The sequence below is a fragment of the Gammaproteobacteria bacterium genome, from assembly GCA_041395725.1.
Taxonomy (GTDB): domain Bacteria; phylum Pseudomonadota; class Gammaproteobacteria; order Pseudomonadales; family Pseudohongiellaceae; genus NORP240.
Genome location: JAWKZW010000001.1, coordinates 2,121,485 through 2,144,554, shown reverse-complemented (window position 1 = coordinate 2,144,554; position 23,070 = coordinate 2,121,485). Strand labels below are relative to the sequence as shown.

Below are 23,070 nucleotides of genomic sequence, written 5' to 3'. Positions count from 1 at the left end.
GAACTTCTTATGACCTCAGCTAAACCTGCTGCCGTCCGTCGGGCCCTTATAAGCGTGTCTGACAAATCCGGCATTGTCGAACTGGCAAAATCTCTCACTGCACTGAACATCGAAATTCTCTCCACCGGCGGCACTTACCGATTGCTGCAGTCGGAGGGTATTCCAGCCATTGAAATTTCCGATTACACCGGTTTTCCGGAAATGATGGACGGCCGGGTCAAGACCCTGCACCCCAAGGTTCACGGCGGAATCCTGGCCCGACGCGAGCTGGACCAGGCAGTCATGGCGCAGCACGATATTCCGCCTATCGACCTGGTGGTGGTCAACCTCTACCCCTTTGAAGCGACAGTCGCCAATCCCGATTGTGATTTGCCTACCGCCATCGAGAATATCGACATCGGCGGTCCCACCATGGTGCGCGCGGCAGCCAAGAACCATGCCCACGTGGCCATCGTGGTCAATCCGGATGACTACCAACCGCTGGTGGAAAAACTGCAGACTAACGACGGCAGCCTGGATCATGCCTTTCGTTTCGACCTGGCGGTGAAGGCCTTCGAGCATACCGCGGCCTACGACGGCGCGATTGCCAACTACCTGGGCACACGACTGCCCCAGGCCGAGTCGGACAATGACCGGGTATTTCCGCGCACCTTCACTACCCAGTTCCGTAAAAAGCAGGCCATGCGCTATGGTGAAAACCCCCATCAGCAGGCAGCCTTCTATGTTCAGAGAGATCAGGACGAGGCCAGTATCAGCACTGCCGTTCAACACCAGGGCAAGGAGCTTTCCTATAACAATATCGCCGACACCGACGCGGCGCTGGAATGTGTAAAATCCTTTGCCGAGCCGGCCTGTGTGATCGTCAAACACGCCAACCCCTGCGGCGTGGCGGTGGCCCACTCGATACTGGAAGCTTACAATCTGGCCTTTCAGACCGACCCCACTTCGGCATTCGGAGGCATTATTGCCTTTAACCGGGAACTGGACGCTGAAACGACCCAGGCAATCATTTCCCGGCAGTTTACCGAGGTAATTATCGCCCCCTCTGTTTCTGACCAGGCGTTACAGATTTCAGCAGAGAAAAAGAACGTGCGGGTACTGACTTGCGGCCCGCTGCCCGCAACCCCGGTGCCAGGCTGGGACTTCAAACGGGTAGTGGGCGGCCTGCTGGTGCAGGACCGGGATATCCGCCGAGTCAGCGAAGAGGAACTTAAAGTGGTCACCGAGCGGGCGCCTTCCGCGGAAGAGCTTCGCGACCTGCAGTTCAGCTGGATCGTTGCCAAATTCGTCAAATCCAATGCCATCGTCTACGGTAAAAACAACCAGACGGTGGGTGTCGGAGCCGGCCAGATGAGCCGGGTCTACAGCGCCCGGATAGCGGGCATCAAGGCGGCGGATGAAAATCTGGAAGTACGCGGTTCTGTCATGGCGTCAGACGCCTTTTTCCCGTTTCGCGATGGTATTGATGCCGCTGCCAGGGCGGGCATCACGGCGGTGATCCAACCAGGTGGCTCCATGCGTGACGACGAAGTAATCGGTGCGGCCAACGAGCACGGTATAGCCATGGTGTTTACCGGTGTTCGCCATTTCCGCCACTAGCTGACTGGTGAAATATTTTTTCCGGGGCTGGATTTTTTCGGAGCTTAAGAGACAAAGCAGAGATAATCTGAAAATCGGCGCCTGGTGGTACAAAAGCATTTCAGACCCGCTTTTAACCCCGCAGCGGCCGCGCAGGGTATTCTTCACAGCCTGCCAGATCATTGAATCCAAAGGGTATCGGCAAGTGCCAACCAACACGCCGGCGCTTGGAAAAGTAATGCAGGAGACTGACACGTGAAAGTTCTGGTTCTTGGCAGTGGCGGTAGAGAACACGCGCTGGCCTGGAAAGTAGCCCAATCGCCACGGGTGGAAAAAGTGTATGTGGCCCCCGGTAATGCCGGTACCCGACTGGAACCCGGCGTGGAGAACATTGCCCTGGACGTGCTTGATTTCCCCGGGCTGGTGGAATTCGTTCAGAGAGAAGGCGTCGAATTGACTATCGTCGGCCCCGAGGCGCCACTGGTCGCCGGTGTAGTCGACTATTTCGCTGCCCGTAACCTGGCCTGCTTCGGGCCCAGCGCCAAAGCGGCCCAGCTGGAAGGCTCGAAGGCCTTCAGCAAGGATTTTCTCCAGCGTCACGGCATTCCGACAGCGGCCTACCAGACCTTTACAGAGGTCGAGCCGGCCCTTGCCTATGTGCGAGGGCAGGGCACCCCTATTGTGATCAAGGCCGACGGCCTGGCGGCCGGCAAGGGAGTTATCATCGCCCAGAACGAAGCGGAGGCGGCCTCCACCATCGAAGACATGCTGTCTGGCAATCGCTTTGGTGAGGCCGGCCACCGGGTAGTAGTCGAAGCCTTCCTCGCTGGCGAGGAAGCCAGTTTTATCGCCATGGTGGACGGCGAGCATATTCTGCCCATGGCGACCTCACAGGACCACAAGGCCCGGGATGACGGTGACAAGGGGCCCAACACCGGTGGCATGGGCGCCTATTCACCCGCACCGGTAGTTACCGATGCCGTCTACGCCCGCATTATTGAGCAGGTGATTGCACCGACCGTGCAAGGCATGGCGGCCGACGGCAATCCCTACACCGGTTTCCTGTATGCCGGCCTGATGATATCCCCGGCCGGCGACGTCAATGTGGTGGAATTCAACTGCCGGTTTGGTGACCCGGAAGCCCAGCCGGTGATGATGCGTCTGCAGTCTGACCTGGCCGACTTGTGCCTGGCAGCGCTGGACGGCAGGCTCGACGAGGTTGAGGCCCGCTGGGATGAGCGCCGCGCACTGGGTGTCGTACTGGCGGCCGGCGGCTACCCGGACAGCTACCAGAAAGGCGCTGTTATCTCCGGGCTGGACCAGCCCTGTGGAGCACATCAGAAAATATTCCATGCCGGCACGGCCTTTCAGGACAATACGGTGGTCACCAATGGCGGTCGGGTTTTATGCGCCACTGCCCTGGGCGATACCGTGACAGCAGCCCAGCAGGCGGCCTATCAACTGGTCAATACCATCAGCTGGGACAACGTTTACTTCAGAACCGACATTGGTTATCGTGCCATTGCCAGAGAAAATCAGGATCAGAAATAGGACCCATCGTCATGCGTGAAACCCGCCCGCTCAGTCCCGTTGATAAGTTACTGGTTCAGTTCGATCAGGCCTTGCGCACGCTGGTGCCGGGCAGCAGCCAGGCGGGCCGGGATAACCCCGCCCTGACGAGGGTCGAGACTGAACTGGACGACAAGCAACGCAGACATGCCGCCGGCCTGATGCGCATTAATCATACCGGTGAAGTCTGCGCCCAGGCGCTGTATCAGGGTCAGGCATTGACAGCCCGGCTGGACGATGTGCGGGAATCCATGGCTCACGCGGCCAGCGAAGAGGTGGATCATCTGGCCTGGTGTGAACAACGCCTGACGGAACTGGACAGCCGCCCCAGCGCACTCAACCCCTTGTGGTATACCCTGTCCTTCGGCCTCGGCGCTGCCGCCGGACTGGCCGGCGACAAATGGAGTCTGGGCTTCGTGGCGGAGACCGAAAACCAGGTTTGCCGGCACCTGCAGGACCACCTGGAAAAGCTGCCGGGCGATGACCAGAAGAGCAGGGCAATTCTGGAACAGATGATTATCGACGAACGACAGCATGGTGAAACCGCGAAACAGGCTGGCGGAGCCGATCTGCCGTTTCCGGTCAGACAGGCCATGGCTGGCCTGTCACAGGTGATGAAGAAGACTGTTTACCGCCTCTGACCTGACCATTCGCAAGTCAGCCGGTGCTGATCACCGGCCAGTCGAAGCACCGTCATGCCCGATGTGGCCCCCTGTACTTTGAACCTCCCCGCAACAGCCCACTAACAGGATAGCCGGCAAGGCTAGTCATCAAGACCAGCCACACCGATAATTTTCGGCCCTGCCTGCGTATTCTCACGCCACGACTTCAGGCGCCAGCCAGCACCTTGCCCTGCAGGGCGACAAATAGAATATCAGCAGACCTAGGCGCATGGCGCCCGCTAGTCTTCCTCGATCACCTCGAAATCGTGACTTATGGCCACCCCGGCCTGCTTGAGCATGATACTGGCCGAACAGTATTTGTCCGCCGACAGCTCGACGGCCCGCTCCACCTGCTTGGCGCTGAGCCCCTTGCCCTTCACTTTGAAATGCAGGTGGATGGATTCGAAAACCGCCGGCACCGCGTCCACACGTTTGGCGGTGACTTCGGCCTCGCAGGAGGAGACCGGCTGACGGGCTTTCTTCAGGATGCTGACGACATCGTAGGAACTGCAGCCACCGACACCGACCAGCAGCATTTCCATGGGCCGGGCACCCATGTTGCGACCGCCACCCTCCGGGGCACCATCCATGACGATACCGTGACCACTGCCGGTCTCGGCGAGGAACATTACATCTTCTATCCAGCGAACTTTAGTTTTCATCGGCCTCTCGTATCGGTCTCTCGTTAAGTGGAACCCATTGCGCTCAGTATGACAACCGGCGTGACTGTCGGCGTGTTTGCCGGCGCGAAAGGGTAACACAGCTTGAATAAAGCTGAAATCTGCGGCCTGGAAAGGGCGCTGCGGTCTCACAGGCGACACTATTTTCGTTACACTAGAGCTCCACGCACGCAATGATGTGGCGCCGACGCGTCGCCAGGACGCTTTCATGATCAAGCCCTTCGAAAATGTCATGGCCCTGTTTCTCTCGCTGGTCATCCTGCTGACCGGCCATGGCCTGCAATTGACCCTCGTGCCGCTGTATGCCGACACGCTGGGATTTTCCTCACTGCTTATTGGTTTTGCCGGATCCGCCTATTTTCTGGGCTTCGTCATAGGCTGCCTTTCAATCCCTAGACTGGTCTGCGCGGTGGGTCACATCCGCATGTACCTGGTGCTGGCCTCCACCGCCAACGCCGCTTTACTGGTGCTGGGTCTGATTGAGAGTCCGCTGTTCTGGATGCTGGCGCGCTTCACCACCGGCTGGGCGCTGGCCGGTTTGTACATGATTTTCGAAAGCTGGCTGAATGAACAGGCCGGCGCCGATAACCGGGGCCTGATACTCTCCACTTATTCCCTGCTGACCCTGTTGGCGATCGGTGCCGGACAGCTGTTGATCGGACTTGACCTCGAATTCACAGAACTGATTACTCTTGGTGCCATCCTTCTGGCTCTGGGGGCAATCCCCGTAGGCGTGACCCGCAGCGCCGCACCGGCACCGCTGCCCCTGGCCGGTCTGCAATTCCGTAGGGTAGTGGGATCATCCCAGGTTGCGGTACTGGGCGCGTTCGTCGCCGGGTTTGTGACATCCGGTTTCTGGGCCCTGGGCCCGCTGGTAGCGACTGCCCACGGGGTGCCCGTGGAACGCGTAGGGCTATTCATGGCGCTCACCATCGTCGGCGGTGCCATCACCCAGCTGCCAGCCGGGCGCCTGTCTGACAGAATCGACCGGCGCCTGGTCATTCTGCTGCTGGTCGCAGTGGCAGTTATAATCTGTGCGGCGGCCATTCTGCTGACCGGCCGTTACGGCCTGGTTATCTACCCGGTAATGATGCTGTTCGGTGCCAGCACCTTTCCCCTGTATTCAATCTGCCTTGCCCATGCCAATGACAACTCGCAGCTCAACCTGTTGCAGGTGGGCAGTGTCATCCTGCTCATGCAGAGCCTCGGCGCGGTAATCGGACCACCGATCATCGCTGCAACCATCCAGCGACTGGAGTCCGGGTTTTTCCTGGCGTCCGGCGCAGCACTGATCGCCTTCACCTTCTGGCTGCTGGTACGCCTCGTCTATCACGATGTCGACCGACACTTTTTCGAACCCTTCCACGCCGTGCCAAGGACGACCCAGGAAGCACTGGAGTTATCCCAGCCGGATGCGCAGGCGTTGCCGCAGATTGACGCATTAGCTAGTACCGGCGAAAGTTGCTGACCCTGACAAAGACTCCCCAGGAAATACAGTGCTCAAGCCAGGGAGCGGCTGATTGATGCCGACACCGGATTTTTCCATGCCGATCAGAGCTGACACCCTGGCTATCGGGATAGCCGCTTTCCTGGTAGCCACTCAGAGACAGGATAAACAGTGTAAAGAAGCCTGCCAGGCTGGCGCCTGGCAGGTTTACTGACAACGATCTGCTCAGAGGTCTAGAGTGGTGCCACGCAGGTCGCGCCAGCCTCTCCCGCGTCCCGCAGGTCCGGCACCAGCCCGCAGAATTCTTCGGGTAGCGGATAGATCTCCCAGGTCTCGGGATCCTGATTCTCAGGAAGAAGCCTGTCCCAGGTGGTAAACGCCGCGCTGATAGCCCGCGCTACAAAGTTGCCTCGGTAGTTAGCCTCGACGGCACAGTTGTTAAACCCGTCGCCGTACTCATCGTCTGCATTGGCGATCCTGGCGAACTCTTCAAGATGTTGAATTGCGAGAGAATAGTCCTGGCTGGAGAGCGCGCCGAGAGTAGACTGATACTCATCTGCCAGCAAATCCAGAAGGGTCGGATCGGTACAGGAAGCTGCTTCTGCCAGCGTGCCGCTTATCCCTTTCAACTGGAAAACCAGCAAACGTGTTCCCGATTCGACTGCCGATCCACCGCCAACGAAGCGCATGGGGCTCAGATGGGTCGTCCTGCGCGTGAGGCTCCAGGAGCGGTTGCACTGAGCAGTCTGTAGAATAACGTCGATGCCTTCCACGTTAGGCCATTCTCCAAACGTCCCGTTGGTTCCCCCGACATCCAGACTTCGAAAGTCCAGTTCATTGTTGCAGGCGGGGATCTCCCCAGCAGGTTCGTTGCTGTAGTCGACAAACGACTCAGGAAACGAAACCGAGGAAACCGGGCCATCGTATTCCACACCGTCAGTTCTGATCACTGCAACGGATACCCATGCCGCCCATATTGTTACCTCGTCCTCGCTGTCCAGCGGTACAAAAGTGACTTCACCGAAAAACGAGCGGTAATATTCGGGAACAACCAGATCGACGTCGGCCAGCAGCTCTTCCCAGGTCTGATATTCATCTGCTTCGCTTACCAATGGCAGATCACCCGTGCAGGTACCGGTACCCGCCAGTTGCGAAACCACAAGCGAACCGCCTGCAAACCCTTCGAATTCGCTCTCCTCAAGCTCTTCACCGTAAAAAATAATCGGTTCCCGCGGGTCGGGGGCAATGCATACATCGGCGTTGACCGTGCCACCGCGAACGACATTACCTTCCTGTTCGAACAGGTCAACGTCAAAAACTGTACCTTGTCCTGGCGGAGCAAAGAAATCCCTTACCGTTGTGCTGGACACAATGCCAGTGCGCTGAAGGAGTTGATCTTCGGTGCTGGAGTCACCGTCTATTGCGCCATCTACGAAACGGGTTACCGAGGCCTGCCCGCCAGCGAATTCAACAATGAAACCATCCATTTCCGCGTCGTTGGCTTCGTCACTCCAGCCAAACCTGCCACCGACATAGGCCGCGACATAATTCTCTACGCCGCCGCCATTGTCGGGCTGTCCTCGCTTCCAGTTGGCATAGCTGGTGTAGGATCTGGTGGTCGGGATAAAGCTCCCGTCCAGCCACCTCCAGCCACCGGCAGGCTCCACCGAGTCAGCTTTCTGATAACCACCAAGCCAGAGTCCTGCGTTGATGGGCTCCGGATGAGTTCGCAGTTTAAAGAAAATCAACTTCTCTTCTGTCGGTGTGTTCAGGCTCGCCAGAGTCCCGCCCCTAGCATAGGCTTCGTCCCGGGCCGCTTCCCAGGTCTGGTCGACACCTTCCACCGGGTAGGTGACTATTTCGTAATCGGGCAGCCCGCCGCTGCCTTCAACCTGGTAAACCGATCCGTCGAAACCAAGTCCGCTGAAGTCACCCTCACTGATACCAATCAGATTGCCGAATTCTTCTACCTGCTGGGTGTTGAGATTGAAGCGCCAGGCAACATTCGCTGCAGTGCGTGGCAGAGCAGGGGGAGAAGCGCCTCCGCCCGGCCCCAGCAGCGGCTGGATTACCCCATCAACAACGATACGATCCTGATAGACCCCACCTATATTGGGGGTCACGTCGTCGACTTTCATAATCAGGTCGTTGACGTCCTCGATCGTTATGACCCCACTGGTGGCATCCGTCGTCCAGCTGAAGATCACTTCATTGACGCCGAGAACGTCAGCGGTCTGCGGTAGACTGATCCGCGTTTCATAGGACACCGGCAGACCGGATTGCCCCCAGGCTGACCCGGCGGTCAGAAACAAAACAACGATGCCCAAACTCGATAATAGTCTGCCGAAAAAGCAGAGATTGCGTCGCCCGACTGTCATTTTTGGCTCCTCGTAAGTGAAATATTTGATCCCGTTATGGCTGCATGCCGTCCTGAATTCTGAACCGCCTGACCGGGATGCTCAGATAATTTTTCTTGATCGATAACCAATTCCACCTGATTGTGCCCTCCTTTGCCTAGGTTTGCTACTCTTCTGCCCTGCTGACCACCGTCAGCTGAGTTTTTTGACTTATTATTCTATCTACTAAGCGGCGCTGCCTATAACTTCCGGCGCAGAACGGTCCTTTGCAAATGACTCTGCCGCCTCCAGCTATAGGCCTGTTCCACAACGAGACAGCCGACAGCCAGACCAGAATTGTTCGCCTGCACTGCACTGACTAATTGTACTGATACAGGCATCGCATGGCCCGCCCCTTGACAAGCCAATTGAACCGCCCGCTCTGGGTTCTTTCTGACTCAAAAACAACCAAGTCAAGCAGAGGCACCAAGCAAGATTCAAGCCGATTTTAAATAGCTATTTAAATCAATATGATAGCCATCCTTTCACGGGATACCGTAAAGGAAGCTGACAGAACACTGGGGGTATTGGGCAAAGTAAGAAGCGTTTCGACGGCTGCCATGGCAGGTAAGTGCCACACGTCACCAGTTAATACCTCACCCTTAAGCGTCCAATCCAGGCAAAGCCTCGACCCCTACCAATCGATTTCCCTCGCGACAGACGCAAGACGTTGAAAAACTTTACATTCTGTCGCTTCGAAGGTGCCGATTCGTCAACTTACTTTACAAGTTCGGCTCCTCTTCCAATTTCTCCGATCTATCCAATTGATTAATATGAAGTTTTAAAAGTGGCACAATACGTGCTTAGTACTAAATCTCAGGGATGGTATACCGTTCGTTTTTTTATTTTGGCACCCTATTGCATATTGCATAGTTACTAATGTGCTTCGTCCCAGGGTCTTAACGGAGAATTCAGGATGATCAGCTCATCAAAGGCAAGAATCGCTTTAACAATTCTACTTTCCGGTTGGAGTCTGGCTGCCACAGCGCGCCCGATTCTACTCACAGTGGATATCGCCGACCTGTCCAATACGACCATAGCGTCTACTGGAGCCGCGGCTGAGAATTCGGGCTCAGGACTAAGCGCAACGTTGGACGGCATCTCCCTGCTGGGAATTTTCTCCGCCCCAACGAACAACACTCGGATTTTGTTTGGGGACCTTAGGGCTAGCAGTGCTAGTTCTGCTTACACAGATGCCTGGACACTTCCAGACGATATCGACCTGAATCTTTTCAATTTCAGTTTTGACGCGCAGATTTTCGACACTTCATCCGCTGCTTTCTCTGGGGCAAGTACAATAGACTTCACCGGCTACTCGTTGCTTGCAGCAGGTTCCGTCGGCGACATAATAGACAGTGACGGCTTCTTTGTTCAAGGAGTTGTTATCGGACAATGGCAGATCATCGACTCCAGCGCGTCTGTGCCGGAACCTGGTGCACTCAGCCTGCTGGGGCTGGGTCTGCTTGGCCTGGCGTTAAACCGAAGGCGCTCAAGCCTGACCCAACCGGTCTGACACCACGCACCCCCACACTCTTGCCAATTTCTGGCATGGTTTACTGACCGCAGTCTTAGCCCGCTAACCCGGGTCTGAGATTGCGGTCACCTTACATAAAACCCCTATCCCCTATTTGATACTCCAATCAACTGTCCCCAGTTCTCGCTGCGCGGGTAGTCGTTAGTTCTATTGCCGCAGAATTCTTTTTCCACAGAAAGAGACAATCACTTCCCGACAATTCGATGGGCAATATTCCCGGCCAGAGAGCCATCTTCCATGGCAACTTTGGATCTCGCCCTCGCCCGTTCGATTCCATAGCCATAGGCTTCTCTGGTACCATTCCGCGTAATATCCAGACTAATCGGAGCACATTGAACCGTTGGCGGTAGTTTAAAATAGCGCCTTCCCGGTCCCGGCCCGATTTCGACAGGCATAAACCCCCTAAGCAGCAGAGACAACAATGGACTGGAAAATTTTCTCGATGATATTCACTGCAGTGTTTATCGCCGAACTGGGTGATAAAACCCAGCTCGCCACCATGCTGTTTGCCACCGACAAGGAGGTCAGCAAGATGGCGGTTTTTCTGGCAGCATCGGCTGCATTAATCGTTGCCTCCGCGATGGGTGTGGTGGCAGGCAGTCTGCTGGCGGAGTACATCAACGAAAAGGTCCTGCATTATGTTGCCGGGGTGGGCTTTATCGCTATCGGCGCCTTTACGCTTTATAACGCCTGAAACACCGATCACCCGAACAGGTAACTACTGCAGGTCGCTCGTGACACCCCGCTTGCCAGGTGACAGCAGCACGACCAGGGTCACTCACGACAACTCTGCCCTGCCAGTTCTGACAGCAGCACCATTAGTGCGACAATGCCCCAAATACGCCTTTCCCGCCTCGGCCGCGCAATGGGGCAAATAGCCACTCTTGTTCTTGCTCCTATTGTCTCCGTCCTGGCTTATCCTTCCTTTTTTGTAACCTTCTACGGCCCAGTACGTAAAGACTTAGTGAACCCACCAATGAGGACCCCATGACCCAACTTGCTTCCCTCGCCGCCCTCGCTCTGGCGCTTCTACTGACCGCCTGCCAGGTCACACCTGACCAGGACAGGGCGCAGGCCATATTCGCAGCCGCCAATGCTGTGTTTGAGGAGGAGCAGCTGGTCGGATTACAGGCGGCTGTCTTTTCCGGGGGCAGAGTGATCGACAGGTTGAATCTCGGCTTCGCCGACCTGGAGCACGGCGTCGATGTTTCCGACGCCACCCGTTTTGAAGTGGCGTCCGTCAACAAGACATTTACTGGACTGGCCTTATTACAGCTGGAGGAAGCAGGGGGTATTGATCTTGATCTACCGATTCAATACTACGTGCCGCAGTTTCCGGTCAAGCCGGGAGGGCCCGTGACTCCCCGACTGCTGGCCGGTGGTCTGGGAGGCGTCAGACACTATACCGAGGAGGAGCGCACGCCTGAGTACTACGCCGCTCACTACGACGATGTTTTACAGGCAGTGTCGTATTTCGCTGACGACCCTCTTGTCGCCACACCCGGCGACACCGAGGTTTATTCCTCTTACGGCTACGTCTTGCTTGCCGCCGCCATTCAGCAGGCCACAGGCAGCCGTTACCAGTACCACATCACGGAGACGCTGCTCGCTCGACTGGGCCTGGAGAACACCGGCTTTGTGGATGTGCGGTTTCCTCTGCCTCACCGCAGTCGCCACTATTCGTTTATCGATCTCTACACACGCGAGGCTGGCGAACAGCTGCAGGTGCTTCCCACCCGGGACCACAGCGTCATCAACGGTGGTGGCAACATGTACTCGACGGCCTCCGACCTGGCAACCTTTGGTGGCCAGTTTCTGCGCCCCGGGTTTCTCTCTGAAGCGGTGCTTGAACAGGTTTACCTGCCCCACTTCGCCGCTGACGGCACCCCCACCCAGTTCAGTGATGGCTGGGTTCTGATCGGAGCGGGTCTCAGCCCTCGGTTTCTGTTCTTTGGCGGCAGCTATCCGGGCACCACAGCCTTTCTTGCGGTTTATCCGGATGCTGATCTGGCCGTGGCGATCGTCACCAACACCTGGGGCAGGAATGGCAGCAACTGGACTCTGCCGATGCTGTCGACTCTGGGTGGAATTCTCACCAGCCAGTAGGGTTTACCGACACGGAATCTGGCAACAGGCCCCACAAAATGTAACCTGCAGGCGAACCTGCTGGCCAGGCGCATTGCCGCCGGCGTGCGTAGGCCTGCCAGGGCAGGGCAACGAAGCCAGCGGGCTTGTGTGAAGCCCCGCCGGGCGGGGCCTGTCGGGCGCCACTGCGTCGATGTCGCGCTTGGCAAGGGAGTGACCCTTCCCTGCGCACGACGCCTGGCAGCAGCGCCCGACAGACCTCCTGCAGAGCGCTGTAGTACTTAATCAGAGGCTCCTCGATCAGAGCTTGCTGAAGTATTCCTGAAAACTGTCAGCCTGCTCTTTAAGCCCGGAACCGGCCAGCCGTTGCATGGCTATCTCCAATCCATTAGCGTTGTCCTGGATCAGGCGGTTCTGGAATGTAAATTCCGCCTTCTGCTGTGGATCTGGTTCATATTCCAGGACTGCACTATAGGCTGCGTTGAGGGCAGTCAGCGCCTCCGGCGGGCTATCTCCCTGTACCGTTGAGACCAGCACATCAAGCTGTTGCAGTCTGTCCAACTGCTCGGCACTCTGGTCAAGACGGGCAAGTCCGGCGACGAGGTCCCGGGTATTATTGACCGCACTTTGCTGCAGGGCCTGACTCCGAAGAAAGTCGGCGATCACCAGCTCCAGCGAGTCAGCAACCTCGATAAGGCTTTCGGCCCGGGCGATGACCTCAGCCCTTTGCTGCCCTGCCAGCCTGGCTGGCGGGTGACGCAGGGCCCGGGCATGCCTGAGCAGCTCACTGTGTTCATACTGCAGAAAGTCATAGTGGGACACTTCTCCCCGGGCGATACGTGTCATTTCAGTCGCTATAATTGATCCGCCAGCCGTTACTCTATCTATGGCGTCAAGATACAGGGCCTGGTGGTCGCCGGTTTCCGCTGCCGCCTGCCCTGCAAACAGGAAGCTGAACAAGCAGGTGACTGCCAGTGCCCGGATCGAGTTTCTATTACCGCTAATACCGCTAACCTGTAGCCTGTTCATCTCAGTGCACCCCTTCGTGTGAGTGATTCTGTCCCTGGTTGATTTGTTGCATCTGCTGCATTTGCTGCATATGTTGCATGTGCTGCATATGCTGGTGCATGCCACCGGGCATACCGTGCCCATCAGCACCGCTTTCCATTCCGCTGCCCATACCTCTGCCCATGCCGGCAAAGAATTCGCTGCTCAGGGATCCCAGAAACGCGACGATGTCCCCCGCGTCACTGTCACTGAGTTCGCGACCGCTGTTCAGCCGGCCCATAAGTCGAACTGCCTGGTCGAGGGTTTCCACACTGCCATCATGAAAATAGGGAGGTGTCAGCGCCACGTTGTGCAGAGACGGTACTTTGAAGACCTGCCGGTCTTCCTCCCGCCCGGTTCGCAGACTCAGACCCGCGTCATCGCCAAGCAGACCGGGCAGAGCCAGATCGTCGATGCCACCAAGCTTCTGGTAGGAATTACCACCAAGGTTGATGCCATTGTGACAGGACGCACAGCCCAGGTCGTTGAAACGGCGCCAGCCATTTAGCTCCTGTTCGGAAAGCGTGGCCGCCCCTGAACTCAGGTATTGATTGAATCGCGAGTCGCTGCGGGTCATGGCGCGTGATTGCTCGGCGATGGCGTTGCCAAGATTGGCTGCCGTGACACCATCGGGATAGAGGGCAGCAAACTGCTTCGCGTAAGCCGGATTGGAAGCAAGTCCTTCGACTACCGCATCCAGATCGTGACCCATTTCCACCGGGTTCGTGATGGGTCCCAGTGACTGCTCATCGAGATTGAACGCCCTGCCATCCCAGAACTGTCGAAAATTGAACGCTGAGTTGAATACCGTGGGCGCATTGCGAGTACCCGCCAGTCCGCCAATGCCGATCGACACAACCCTTCGATCCGCCCCACCGAGCATCCCCATGTGACAAGTGGCACAGGAGACTGTGCCGTCGCGGGAAAGCCCCGGATCGTGGTACAGCTGAAATCCCAGGGTCTGCTTAGCCGGGTCAATGGGCAATTCATCCACTGCCGGGATCGGCCTGGTAACGGCGTCTGCCATCGCATGGTCCGAACTCGAACCGATCCAGGCAGGCCCCCCAAGCGCCTGCAGAAACGCCTGGTAGGCCCCATCCGGTTGCTCTTCAGCCTGGGCTGTTAATGCCAGTAACCCCAGGGACAGCGCCCCCACTCTTCGCAAATTCATGACCGACACCTCTTATTGATGGTGGCTAACACGAGATTGTGTCACCACGCTCACTCTCACAATCAATGTGATACCTTTGGTAACAGTAATCAATGTGGCATATTGCCGCATTGGCGCCAGCGGGTGGTGCAATTGGCCAGGCACTCGCCGCTGGCTTGTAATGCAGACCTGGTTTCTGATCCGGAAGGAACTGGTATCGTTACCGCCGCGGTGGGATACTTCTGCCGTGTCAAATCGAATTGAAAAACTGGCGGTAGGAAAACGACAGAAACCGACGGGTTATCCTGATCGAACCACTACGATTGCAGTGATCACCGCGTTAGCAGTCGCAGTCGTCCTGGCAGCGTTTTTTACAGCCTGGGACTGGATTGAAAATCCGGGAGGAATCTTTCGAGACACGCGCGGCACAAACTGGCGCTTTGTGTTCGGCACGGCGAGGAGTTGGTTTGTACCCGTTTTTCTCGCAACTTTTTCCGGCTCACTGCTCCTGTGTCTTATTCACAGGGCATTCTTAAGGCCGGTAGACTCTAAAACAACTGCCAATAAGAACCGATAAAGAATTTCTAGGTTCCTAACATAAACCGACGCGCTTGCCTTCTCAACACTATCTGGAGATCCAGTCATGTCTGTCGAATTAAGTTATCTGGCCCATGTTTCCGTTCTGACTGCCATCATGTGGGTGCCCTATATCCTGAACCTGATCCTGGTCAGGGGTCTTATTGATGCTGTCGGGTATCCCGCCGATCCGAAACCCCTGGCGCCCTGGGCCAGCCGCATGAAGGCTGCCCATGCCAATGCAGTGGAGAACCTGGTGGTTTTTGCTCCTCTGGTCCTGGTAGTGGAAATTGCCGGATTTAACAATGGGACCACCGCGCTCGCCTGTACGGTTTACCTCTGGGCCCGCGTGGTTCATTTTGGCGCCTATACATTTGCCATTCCCTGGGTGCGCACCGTAGCTTTCGTCACTGGATTCCTGTGCCAGCTGACTCTCGCTTTGCAGATATTACTATGAATGCAATGGGGTCGGTGCGGGCGCTCCCCAGCCCCTGCTCGCAAACTGTTCTGACCTGCCAGCGATTGCCAGCCAGGAAGCTTTGAACCAGGCCAGAAATCAGCCCGGCAGTGTGCGTCGATACGTCGTCCGCCACAATGACAGAGGGCAATGAGACCAATAGCACAAAGAGGTAACAGGCTTTCATGGACCCTATCAATTGGAACGATTTTCAGAAAGTTGAAATCAGAGTCGGCACCATCATCGATGTGCAGGAATTTCCGGAGGCAAGAAAGCCAGCCTACAGATTACGGGTGGATTTCGGCAAGGAAGTGGGTATCAGAAATTCCAGCGCACAGATTACTGACCTGTACTCACGGGACGAATTACTGGGCAAACAGGTTCTGGCAGTGATCAACTTTGCTCCCAAGCAGATCGGTCCGTTCATGTCCGAATGCCTGGTGACCGGATTTCACCGCGAAGACGGCTCGGTGGTGCTGGCCACCACAGATCAGGAAACGCCAAACGGCGCGCGGCTGGCCTGAAAATTGTCAGGCTGGCAGGGTCCGTTAACGCCGGGTCATACGAACAGATCTTCAGTGGTAAAACCACTGTAAAAAACAATAGGAATACTTTGAGAATACCATGCCAAAAACTGGATCCCAGATAAGGAGACTTTCATTGAGACTCTCAGCCCTCGTCAGCGTGATACTGGCCGGCACCATGCCGCTCGTCGCCTGCGGCCAACAAAACTCGCTCCCGGCTTTCAATCCCATCACAGTTGAACGCCTGCAGGCCGAAGAACTGTCACGCTTTCCCGCGGCAGAAGCTGGCCAGGGCGCCGCCGCCGACCGGGACCACTTCTACGCCATCGTCAACACCACCATTGGCAAATACCACAAACAGAGCGGCGCACCGGTTGCCAGGTTTGCGGCACCAAGAGACGGTTACATTCGCCATCTGAACAGCTGCCTGGAAGAAAACGGAGCGCTGCTGTGTGCGAACTCGAATTTTCCCGAAGTCCCCATGGCCAGTTCCATCGAGGTGTTCGACACTGAAACCATGCGCCATGAGCGCAGTTTCAGCATGGGAATCCTGGATGAAGGCTCCCTCACCTGGTTCGACCACCTGGCAGACGGCTGGATAGCCGGGTTTGCCCACTACAGTACTGGTGGCGGTGTACCCTTCAAGGATCAGTCCTTTTCGACCATCGTCCGCTTCGACGCCGATTGGCGCCGCCTGGGTGGCTGGATGATGCCGGACAGTGTTATCTCCAGGATGGATCCCATGGCCGCCTCCGGTGGTGCCCTGGGCAGCGACGGATTACTCTACCTTACCGGCCATGATCGACCGGAGATGTATGTACTTGGCGCTCCAACCATGGGTCCAAAGCTGGTACATATCGCGACTATCGAAATCGACCTGGAGGGGCAGGCCTTCTCCTGGGACAGAACCGCAACGGAGCGTATCGTTTACGGAATCAGTCGTCCTGAGCGGGAGGTCAGGTCCTTCAGGCTGCCCGCTGTGAGCCTTCCTGACGGGGTGCTGCCTCTCACCAGCCCATCAGTGCTGCGGGGTCTGAACGGGTTGTAACAGCGCTTGCACTGCCCCCAACAACCTTACTTTTTCCGCGGGTATGGTAAAGAATACTCGTTCAACTGATAAGAATTTCAACTAACTGCCGATGAACTACACATTGGGATCTAGTCGATTCCGACGCTGTGGCGCTCGTGTGAAGCAAAAAAACTCGGAACGACAACCAGTACTCTGGCCTGACCGAAGTCTCCACCAGGCAGGCAACAGCAGAACAATCAGAATATCGGTCTTCGACTGACCACCCAAACACAAATAGCGGATTTTAACGGAGGTCTGCCCTATGGCACTCATGGCAATCACACCCCATATACAGGATCTGGATAATTTCCTGTCCCATTGCCATCGCAAACGCTACCCGAATCGATCGACGATAATTTATGAAGGCGATAGCAGCGATACCCTGTACTACATTGTCAGCGGCTCCGTGTCTGTAGTCCTGGAAGATGACGACGGCAAAGAGGTCGTGGTCGCCTACCTGAATGCCGGGGACTTCTTCGGTGAAATGGGTCTATTCGAAACCACACGCGAACGCAGCGCCTGGGTGCGTGCCCGAAGCGCCTGTGAGATCGCAGAAATCAGCTACGCCAACTTCAACGCCTACACTCGCCAGCACCCGGAAATTCTCTTTACTATCGGCAAGCAGATGGCGAGCCGCCTGCGCAACACAACGCGCAAAGTCGGTGACCTGGCCTTTTTTGACGTTACCGGCCGGATCGCACGCACACTTATCGATCTGAGCAAACAGCCTGATGCCATGACCCACCCTGATGGCATGCAGATCAAGATAACCCGGCAGGAAATCGGTCGTATCGTCAATTGTTCCCGGGAGATGGCAGGACGTGTGTTGAAGATCCTGGAGGAACAGGAATTGATCAGCGTGGCAGGTAAGACCATTGTGGTTTTCGGCACGCGCTAGGGAGCCCCTGCTGACACAGTAACAGCGCAGGGAGCCGCTCCACACCACGCCGGACCTCCGCTCGACCTTGAAAGCCAGCTTTTAGTGCAGTCCGAAACTGCAGGGAAGCTGGCTTTTTCATACCTGTCAGAACCCTGCATCAGGCGGGTACCAACCCGGCATAGCGCTGGCGGGATTTACCCCGAGCAAATCCGGGCAGCTCACATTGCGGAAATTTTCGCGACGAGCAGGACTCAGAACAGTCGCGGCAGCACCAGCAGCACTGCCCAACTGATCACCACTAACAGGAGTGCAAAAAATACGGCGGCAGAACCGGCGTCCTTGGCTGCCTTGGCAAATTCGTTATACTCATTTCCCCAGCGATCCACTGTGCTTTCCACCGCGGTGTTCAACAACTCGACTATCAGCACCAGAAACAGGGGGGCGATCAGCAGCAGTTTTTCCACCCCGCCGTCACCAAGCCACAGACCTACAGGTAACATGACGACGAAGGCTGCCATTTCCTGACGAAAGGCCGACTCGGTTTTCAAAGTGGCGGCAATGCCGTCCACGGAATTGAGAGTTGCCGGAATAAACCGCCCTAAGCCGGTTCCGGAACGGCGCTCCGCATCCCGCGGCGCCTGGTCGCCCTGGTCTTTGTGGTCGTCAGTCATCACCAAACACCACTTCGCGGAGCTTTTCACCCGGCCGGTCTGCCCGCATGAAGGTCTCGCCAATGAGAAAACCGTACACGCCCTGCTCCTCCATGGACACTACATCGGCGCGCGAGTTGATACCGCTCTCCGTGATGACGAGGCGATCCAGTGGGATCATTGGCAGCAGTCCAAAGGTGGTGTCCAGTGTTGTGTCAAAGCTGTGCAGGTCCCTGTTGTTGATGCCGATCAGTCGACTGCCCAGCTCCAGCGCCGCATCCAGCTCCGCCTTGTTATGAACCTCCACCAGCACACCCAGGTTGAGTTCGCGGGCAGCGCGATACAGTTCACCAAGCTGGTTGTCATCCAGGGCCGCCACGATCAGCAGAATGCAATCCGCACCCAGCCACCGGGACTCCAGTATCTGGTACGGGTCGATCATGAAATCCTTGCGCAGAACCGGGAGCGAACAGGCGGCTCGTGCCTGGCGCAAATAATCATCGCTGCCCTGGAAAAACTGCTCGTCGGTGAGAACGGAAAGACAACTGGCACCCGCCTCGGCATACTCGCGCGCCAGAGCCTGTGGGTCGAAGTCCTGACGAATAAGCCCCTTGGATGGCGAGGCTTTCTTGATCTCCGCTATGACTGCCGCCTGGCGGCTGGTTATTCTTTCCGCCAGCACGTCTTCGAACGGACGCAGATTACCGGCTGGCGGTAACTCGGCTTGCAACTGCGTCATACTGCGGGCGGCCTGGCGCTGGGCAACCTCGCGTTTTTTCTGTGCAATGATTTCCTGCAGAATAGTCGGCTTCACCACTGTAGAACTCCCTTTCTCAGGCTGCAAAGGACTGGGTGAAACTGGCCAGTTCCTCCAGCTTATCAAGTGCCTGGCCGCTGTTGATAACCTGCCTGGCCTTTTCCACCCCCGCCGGCAGGCTGTCAACCAGCCCTGCTGCGTAGATGGCCGCACCCGCATTCAGTGCCACGATTTCCGCACCCTCGGGATGCTGGCCGGTGATGGCCTGTTTTAATTTCGCCAGACTCGCCTGGGCACTGTCGATCTGCAAAGCACTGAAATCGTCGTGTAGCGGTAAATCGAAATCTTCCGGCGACACGCTGTAGGAAAATATTTCGCCGTTCTTCAGCTCACCCACATGGGTGGGAGCCGAAATACTGATCTCGTCCAGCCCGTCTTCGGAAGAAACGACCAGAACGTGCTCACTGCCCAATTCCTTGAGTACTTCAAGCAGCGGCACTATCCAGTCCGGATCAAATACGCCAAGCACCTGATTCGGGGCTGAGGCGGGATTGGTGAGAGGCCCCAGCAGATTGAACACAGTACGCACACCGATTTCCCGCCGGGCAGTAATAACGTGTTTCATGGCCCCATGGTGGCTGGGCGCGAACATGAAGCCCAGCCCTACTTTGCTGATGGTCCGGGCAACCTGCTCCGGCGTCAGCGTCAGATTGACACCGGCCGCCTCCAGCACATCCGCGCTGCCACTCATGCTGGTGGCACCCCGATTCCCGTGCTTGGCGACACGGGCGCCGGCACAGGCTGCCACCAGGGCAGCGGCGGTGGAGACATTGAATTTATTGGAGCCGCTGCCACCAGTACCACAGGTATCCACCAGGTGTTCTCTATCACCCAGCTGCACCGGCGTTACCAGTTCACGCATCACCACGGCACCCCCAAGCAGCTCTTCCACCTGCACACCTTTCATCTGCAGACCAACCAGAAATGCGGCGTTCTGCGCATCGGTCGTGCTTCCGTTCATAATGTCACGCATCACGGCGGTCATTTCCCTGGCGCTGAGGTGCTCTCGCGACGTGACTTTCTTGATGGCGGTCTTGATGTCCATGGCCAACCTCGTTGGTAGATTGTTCAGATTGTTGTCTTCAGGAAATTTCCCAGCAGCTTGTGGCCATGCTCACTGAGGATGGACTCGGGGTGGAACTGCACACCCTCCACGGCCAGTTCCCGATGGCGGACGCCCATTATCTCGTCCCGGTTCCCCTGCTCGTCTTCCGTCCAGGCCGTTATCTCCAGGCAATCCGGCAAAGTCTGCCTGTCGATCACCAGTGAGTGGTAGCGGGTAGCAGTGAAGGGATTTTCCAGACCTTCGAAAACCCCGACACCGTTGTGATGAATACTGGACAGCTTGCCGTGCATGACCTTGCCAGCCCGCACAATGTTACCGCCGAAAGCCTGGCCGATGCTCTGATGACCCAGACAGATCCCCAGTAATGGAATCACCCCGGCAAATTTTTTAATCACATCTACCGAGATACCGGCCTCGTTGGGCGTGCACGGCCCGGGGGAAATCACGATATGATCGGGCGCCAGCTCCTCAATCTGTTCCAGGCTGATCGCGTCGTTCCGATACACCTGCACGTCCGCACCCAACTCGCCCAGGTACTGGACCACGTTGTAGGTGAAGGAGTCGTAATTGTCGATCATTAGCAACATTAGATGGTTAACCTACTGATATGCTTGTTTATAATCATTTACTGAAGACTATTCTAACCGCCACCCAACCCATCGACCTGACTGATACCCAGGTGACTAGAACCGATTGCAGGCCAGGAAGAAGGCGCTATTTTGCTATAGATCCGTCAAACATCAAAATTCTCGTCAGGAACACTTCGCGACAAAGGCTGGATGAGTAACAACTAATAAATACAGTGGCGTGGTAAACCGGCGGCAGCGAAGCTCGAAGCTGACACCGGTGGTGCACAATCAGACAGGCGATTCGGACTCCAGGATCTGGTCCACAAACTCAAATAAATTCCGGCACTGGCTCTTGCATGCCTCCTTCTTGCACGTTTCTATTGATGCTGTGAGTGCAGCGCTGCAAGCACCAGGCCCAACGATGTTACTTTGACATGAATTCGCGGATTTGAATCTGGTTACCTTCCGGATCAGCAATATTGCACACTTTGAAAATCGGATTGGACCATTCGCCCGCCAAAGCCATTCCTCCCAATTGTATCGCTTTTTTTCTCGCCTGCTCGTGACTCTCCACGGTAAGAAAGAGCTTTACGGCATTAAAGCGAGGATCTGGAAGCGCGATGGGAGGAACATGCAGGACTATATTGAACGCACTGCTCCCGATACTGATGAAATCTTCCGTCTCCCTCAGCACAGTCATGCCAAACAGCTCAATATAGAATCGGGAAAGTTTTCGAAAGTCCCTTGCGTAAATAATTACGCCACTTTCAGGACGAGCAGTAGGCGCATTCATGTTCGGCGCTTCTCCATGACTCATTGATTACCTGCCAGAGCTCTGCATCTGGCGCTCTACAGGCAACCGCCGCCAGCACTACAAAGGCATCAGCCACGTCATGCCCTGATGATGGCCTGACGTTTGCTCACCCATACATTGTATCTCGCAAAATCGGATACGTAAGCAGGATTCCTTGCTGAGAAAATTGAGACACAGGCAGATGGCGTGGCGAATAGACGGGTGGACTACCAGACTGTCTGCTAAAGCTTTCTGCGAGGCGGCCTAACGAAAGTGCTGACAACAGGGTTCTGCTTGTACACGCTGTCATTAACCCACTTCTATGAAGAAACCAGTTTAAGCCCCACGATTCCTGAGATGATCAAAAGTAAACAGAGCACCCGCAGGGTGTCTCGCGATTCACCAAACAGAAACATGCCTGTTATTGCCACCCCCACGGCCCCAATACCAGTCCAGACAGCATAGGCAGTCCCCACTGGAATCGTTTTCATAGCAACTGAAAGTAACCAGATACTGATACCCATGGCCAACAGAGTCAACAGCGACGGAACAGGTCTGGTAAAAGTCTCGGTGTATTTCAGACCTATCGCCCACACACACTCGAATATCCCAGCTACTAACAAATAGACCCAAGGCATATTTTTACTCTCACTTCCTGATTCACAGAGTCATTGCTCACGCGCGAATGCAGGTTCATTGGCCGCCATACAGCATTTCTAGAGAAGACTGGCTGCTGTGAAGCAGCGGAAATCTTCCCGACCTGATAGCGGCGACAACACCGGATCGTCAGATACCAAGCCGCTCAAGCTCACTGGTGTGGCTGAGAACGACATTGGCGCCCGCCGCCAAAAGTTCATTCAGATCACCGAACCCCCAAAGCACACCGACTGATCGCAGCCCATTGAGCTTTGCCGAGGTAATATCAATCTCCCGGTCACCAATCATTACCGCTGCGACATCAATCTGGCCGGATCGCAACAGGCCTGCCAGCTGATCCTTCTTTTTTATCCCCACGTCGCCGCCATTAACGAAGCTGAAATGGTCCAGCAACCCGAACATCGACAATATTTTTATTGCGAAATCCTGCCGCTTGGAGGTGCAGACACCCAGACACACACCACGGGACGACAGCGCTTGAAGCGCTTCCGGTACACCCTGATACACTGAGTTTTCTGAATACCCCACTTCAGCGTATCGCTCGCGGTATGTCACGACAAGGTTTTCAATTTCCACCTGTTCAGCCTCGGGCACAAATTTTTTAAAGGCCTCATCCAGAGGGGGGCCGATTTCGGAAGCCACCTGTGCTTCTGATACCGCGGCGTATCCATGCACTGTTAATGCATAATTGATACTCCGGTAAATCCCCAGGCTGGGATTGCTGATCGTACCATCCAGATCGAAGATCAAAGTGCTGGCGTTTTCTACGTTACTGATCTCTGGCATCTAACACCCGCACCCTGGACCGTGGCGCAACAGCCCGGTAATCCAAGAAAGGGCGATCAGCATGTGCCTGTTGTGGAA

General features: G+C 56.2%; 22 protein-coding genes. 11 read left to right on the top strand and 11 right to left on the bottom strand.

The features are described 5' to 3' along the window. Positions 1 to 9: 9 nt before the first annotated feature. From purH to coq7, 3 genes are all read left to right on the top strand, one after another. On the top strand, positions 10 to 1,599 hold the full coding sequence (gene purH, locus R3F50_09485) for a bifunctional phosphoribosylaminoimidazolecarboxamide formyltransferase/IMP cyclohydrolase (protein ID MEZ5490535.1): 1,590 nt from the start codon (positions 10 to 12) through the stop codon (positions 1,597 to 1,599). A 234-nt stretch (positions 1,600 to 1,833) separates the two neighbouring features. Further along, positions 1,834 to 3,129, top strand: a complete 1,296-nt coding sequence (purD, locus tag R3F50_09480) for a phosphoribosylamine--glycine ligase (GenBank protein MEZ5490534.1) — start codon at positions 1,834 to 1,836, stop codon at positions 3,127 to 3,129. Between the two features lie 11 nt (positions 3,130 to 3,140). Beyond that, a complete protein-coding gene (gene coq7 / locus R3F50_09475; GenBank protein ID MEZ5490533.1) occupies positions 3,141 to 3,788 on the top strand; it encodes a 2-polyprenyl-3-methyl-6-methoxy-1,4-benzoquinone monooxygenase in 648 nt (215 codons plus the stop codon). 260 nt (positions 3,789 to 4,048) lie between these two features. Here coq7 and R3F50_09470 read toward each other — a convergent pair whose 3' ends face one another. Then, entirely contained in the window at positions 4,049 to 4,471 is a 423-nt protein-coding gene (locus R3F50_09470) for an OsmC family protein (protein MEZ5490532.1), read from the bottom strand. Positions 4,472 to 4,697: 226 nt separating this feature from the next. Here R3F50_09470 and R3F50_09465 point away from each other — a divergent pair, with 226 nt between their 5' ends. After that, positions 4,698 to 5,957 (top strand): MFS transporter, encoded by a 1,260-nt coding sequence (locus tag R3F50_09465; protein MEZ5490531.1) that lies wholly within the window; start codon positions 4,698 to 4,700, stop codon positions 5,955 to 5,957. A 212-nt stretch (positions 5,958 to 6,169) separates the two neighbouring features. Here the strand turns inward: R3F50_09465 and R3F50_09460 are convergent, their stop codons facing one another. Next, positions 6,170 to 8,314, bottom strand: a complete 2,145-nt coding sequence (locus R3F50_09460; GenBank protein MEZ5490530.1) for a C-type lectin domain-containing protein — start codon at positions 8,312 to 8,314, stop codon at positions 6,170 to 6,172. Between the two features lie 1,108 nt (positions 8,315 to 9,422). Here R3F50_09460 and R3F50_09455 point away from each other — a divergent pair. The 3 genes from R3F50_09455 to R3F50_09445 all read left to right on the top strand — a co-directional run bounded on the left by R3F50_09455 (position 9,423) and on the right by R3F50_09445 (position 11,972). Then, complete coding sequence (locus R3F50_09455; protein ID MEZ5490529.1) at positions 9,423 to 9,845, top strand: PEP-CTERM sorting domain-containing protein; 423 nt, start codon at positions 9,423 to 9,425, stop codon at positions 9,843 to 9,845. A gap of 442 nt (positions 9,846 to 10,287) precedes the next feature. Next, positions 10,288 to 10,560, top strand: coding sequence for a TMEM165/GDT1 family protein (locus tag R3F50_09450; GenBank protein MEZ5490528.1), 273 nt, complete (start codon positions 10,288 to 10,290; stop codon positions 10,558 to 10,560). 293 nt (positions 10,561 to 10,853) lie between these two features. After that, on the top strand, positions 10,854 to 11,972 hold the full coding sequence (locus R3F50_09445) for a serine hydrolase domain-containing protein (protein ID MEZ5490527.1): 1,119 nt from the start codon (positions 10,854 to 10,856) through the stop codon (positions 11,970 to 11,972). Between the two features lie 279 nt (positions 11,973 to 12,251). On the opposite strand, the gene R3F50_09440 is transcribed toward R3F50_09445, so the two are convergent. Continuing rightward, on the bottom strand, positions 12,252 to 12,980 hold the full coding sequence (locus tag R3F50_09440) for a hypothetical protein (protein ID MEZ5490526.1): 729 nt from the start codon (positions 12,978 to 12,980) through the stop codon (positions 12,252 to 12,254). Between the two features lies 1 nt (position 12,981). Then, entirely contained in the window at positions 12,982 to 14,169 is a 1,188-nt protein-coding gene (locus tag R3F50_09435; protein ID MEZ5490525.1) for a cytochrome c peroxidase, read from the bottom strand. 622 nt (positions 14,170 to 14,791) lie between these two features. On the opposite strand from R3F50_09435, the gene R3F50_09430 reads away from it, so the two are divergent. From R3F50_09430 to crp, 4 genes are all read left to right on the top strand, one after another. Beyond that, a complete protein-coding gene (locus tag R3F50_09430; GenBank protein ID MEZ5490524.1) occupies positions 14,792 to 15,181 on the top strand; it encodes an MAPEG family protein in 390 nt (129 codons plus the stop codon). Positions 15,182 to 15,366: 185 nt separating this feature from the next. Beyond that, positions 15,367 to 15,705, top strand: coding sequence for a tRNA-binding protein (locus R3F50_09425; GenBank protein ID MEZ5490523.1), 339 nt, complete (start codon positions 15,367 to 15,369; stop codon positions 15,703 to 15,705). A 136-nt stretch (positions 15,706 to 15,841) separates the two neighbouring features. Next, positions 15,842 to 16,753 (top strand): hypothetical protein, encoded by a 912-nt coding sequence (locus R3F50_09420; protein MEZ5490522.1) that lies wholly within the window; start codon positions 15,842 to 15,844, stop codon positions 16,751 to 16,753. A 283-nt stretch (positions 16,754 to 17,036) separates the two neighbouring features. Further along, positions 17,037 to 17,672, top strand: a complete 636-nt coding sequence (gene crp, locus R3F50_09415) for a cAMP-activated global transcriptional regulator CRP (GenBank protein MEZ5490521.1) — start codon at positions 17,037 to 17,039, stop codon at positions 17,670 to 17,672. A gap of 233 nt (positions 17,673 to 17,905) precedes the next feature. On the opposite strand, the gene R3F50_09410 is transcribed toward crp, so the two are convergent. From R3F50_09410 to R3F50_09380, 7 genes are all read right to left on the bottom strand, one after another. Further along, positions 17,906 to 18,325 carry a diacylglycerol kinase gene (locus R3F50_09410; protein ID MEZ5490520.1) on the bottom strand — a complete coding sequence of 140 codons (420 nt, stop codon included), beginning with the start codon at positions 18,323 to 18,325 and terminating at the stop codon, positions 17,906 to 17,908. After that, positions 18,318 to 19,121 (bottom strand): indole-3-glycerol phosphate synthase TrpC, encoded by an 804-nt coding sequence (trpC, locus tag R3F50_09405; protein ID MEZ5490519.1) that lies wholly within the window; start codon positions 19,119 to 19,121, stop codon positions 18,318 to 18,320. Before trpC ends, R3F50_09410 begins: the two co-directional genes overlap by 8 nt. Positions 19,122 to 19,137: 16 nt before the next feature. Further along, complete coding sequence (trpD, locus tag R3F50_09400; GenBank protein MEZ5490518.1) at positions 19,138 to 20,166, bottom strand: anthranilate phosphoribosyltransferase; 1,029 nt, start codon at positions 20,164 to 20,166, stop codon at positions 19,138 to 19,140. Between the two features lie 23 nt (positions 20,167 to 20,189). Beyond that, positions 20,190 to 20,774: an aminodeoxychorismate/anthranilate synthase component II gene (locus R3F50_09395; GenBank protein ID MEZ5490517.1), complete on the bottom strand. Its 585-nt coding sequence runs from the start codon at positions 20,772 to 20,774 to the stop codon at positions 20,190 to 20,192. 406 nt (positions 20,775 to 21,180) lie between these two features. After that, a complete protein-coding gene (locus tag R3F50_09390) occupies positions 21,181 to 21,573 on the bottom strand; it encodes a VOC family protein (protein MEZ5490516.1) in 393 nt (130 codons plus the stop codon). A gap of 296 nt (positions 21,574 to 21,869) precedes the next feature. Next, complete coding sequence (gene sugE, locus R3F50_09385; GenBank protein ID MEZ5490515.1) at positions 21,870 to 22,187, bottom strand: quaternary ammonium compound efflux SMR transporter SugE; 318 nt, start codon at positions 22,185 to 22,187, stop codon at positions 21,870 to 21,872. Positions 22,188 to 22,335: 148 nt separating this feature from the next. Continuing rightward, entirely contained in the window at positions 22,336 to 22,992 is a 657-nt protein-coding gene (locus tag R3F50_09380) for an HAD hydrolase-like protein (GenBank protein MEZ5490514.1), read from the bottom strand. Positions 22,993 to 23,070 lie beyond the last annotated feature (78 nt).

Excerpts from the sequence above, each read along its gene's own strand:
- R3F50_09435 (MEZ5490525.1), bottom strand. The coding sequence starts at position 14,169 with ATGAATTTGCGAAGAGTGGGGGCGCTGTCCCTGGGGTTACTGGCATTA.
- R3F50_09465 (MEZ5490531.1), top strand. The coding sequence starts at position 4,698 with ATGATCAAGCCCTTCGAAAATGTCATGGCCCTGTTTCTCTCGCTGGTC.
- R3F50_09445 (MEZ5490527.1), top strand. The coding sequence starts at position 10,854 with ATGACCCAACTTGCTTCCCTCGCCGCCCTCGCTCTGGCGCTTCTACTG.
- R3F50_09460 (MEZ5490530.1), bottom strand. The coding sequence starts at position 8,314 with ATGACAGTCGGGCGACGCAATCTCTGCTTTTTCGGCAGACTATTATCG.
- R3F50_09380 (MEZ5490514.1), bottom strand. The coding sequence starts at position 22,992 with ATGCCAGAGATCAGTAACGTAGAAAACGCCAGCACTTTGATCTTCGAT.
- R3F50_09410 (MEZ5490520.1), bottom strand. The coding sequence starts at position 18,325 with ATGACTGACGACCACAAAGACCAGGGCGACCAGGCGCCGCGGGATGCG.
- R3F50_09395 (MEZ5490517.1), bottom strand. The coding sequence starts at position 20,774 with ATGTTGCTAATGATCGACAATTACGACTCCTTCACCTACAACGTGGTC.
- coq7 (MEZ5490533.1), top strand. The coding sequence starts at position 3,141 with ATGCGTGAAACCCGCCCGCTCAGTCCCGTTGATAAGTTACTGGTTCAG.
- R3F50_09440 (MEZ5490526.1), bottom strand. The coding sequence starts at position 12,980 with ATGAACAGGCTACAGGTTAGCGGTATTAGCGGTAATAGAAACTCGATC.
- R3F50_09425 (MEZ5490523.1), top strand. The coding sequence starts at position 15,367 with ATGGACCCTATCAATTGGAACGATTTTCAGAAAGTTGAAATCAGAGTC.
- crp (MEZ5490521.1), top strand. The coding sequence starts at position 17,037 with ATGGCACTCATGGCAATCACACCCCATATACAGGATCTGGATAATTTC.
- trpD (MEZ5490518.1), bottom strand. The coding sequence starts at position 20,166 with ATGGACATCAAGACCGCCATCAAGAAAGTCACGTCGCGAGAGCACCTC.
- sugE (MEZ5490515.1), bottom strand. The coding sequence starts at position 22,187 with ATGCCTTGGGTCTATTTGTTAGTAGCTGGGATATTCGAGTGTGTGTGG.
- R3F50_09470 (MEZ5490532.1), bottom strand. The coding sequence starts at position 4,471 with ATGAAAACTAAAGTTCGCTGGATAGAAGATGTAATGTTCCTCGCCGAG.
- R3F50_09430 (MEZ5490524.1), top strand. The coding sequence starts at position 14,792 with ATGTCTGTCGAATTAAGTTATCTGGCCCATGTTTCCGTTCTGACTGCC.
- purH (MEZ5490535.1), top strand. The coding sequence starts at position 10 with ATGACCTCAGCTAAACCTGCTGCCGTCCGTCGGGCCCTTATAAGCGTG.
- R3F50_09450 (MEZ5490528.1), top strand. The coding sequence starts at position 10,288 with ATGGACTGGAAAATTTTCTCGATGATATTCACTGCAGTGTTTATCGCC.
- R3F50_09390 (MEZ5490516.1), bottom strand. The coding sequence starts at position 21,573 with ATGAGTCATGGAGAAGCGCCGAACATGAATGCGCCTACTGCTCGTCCT.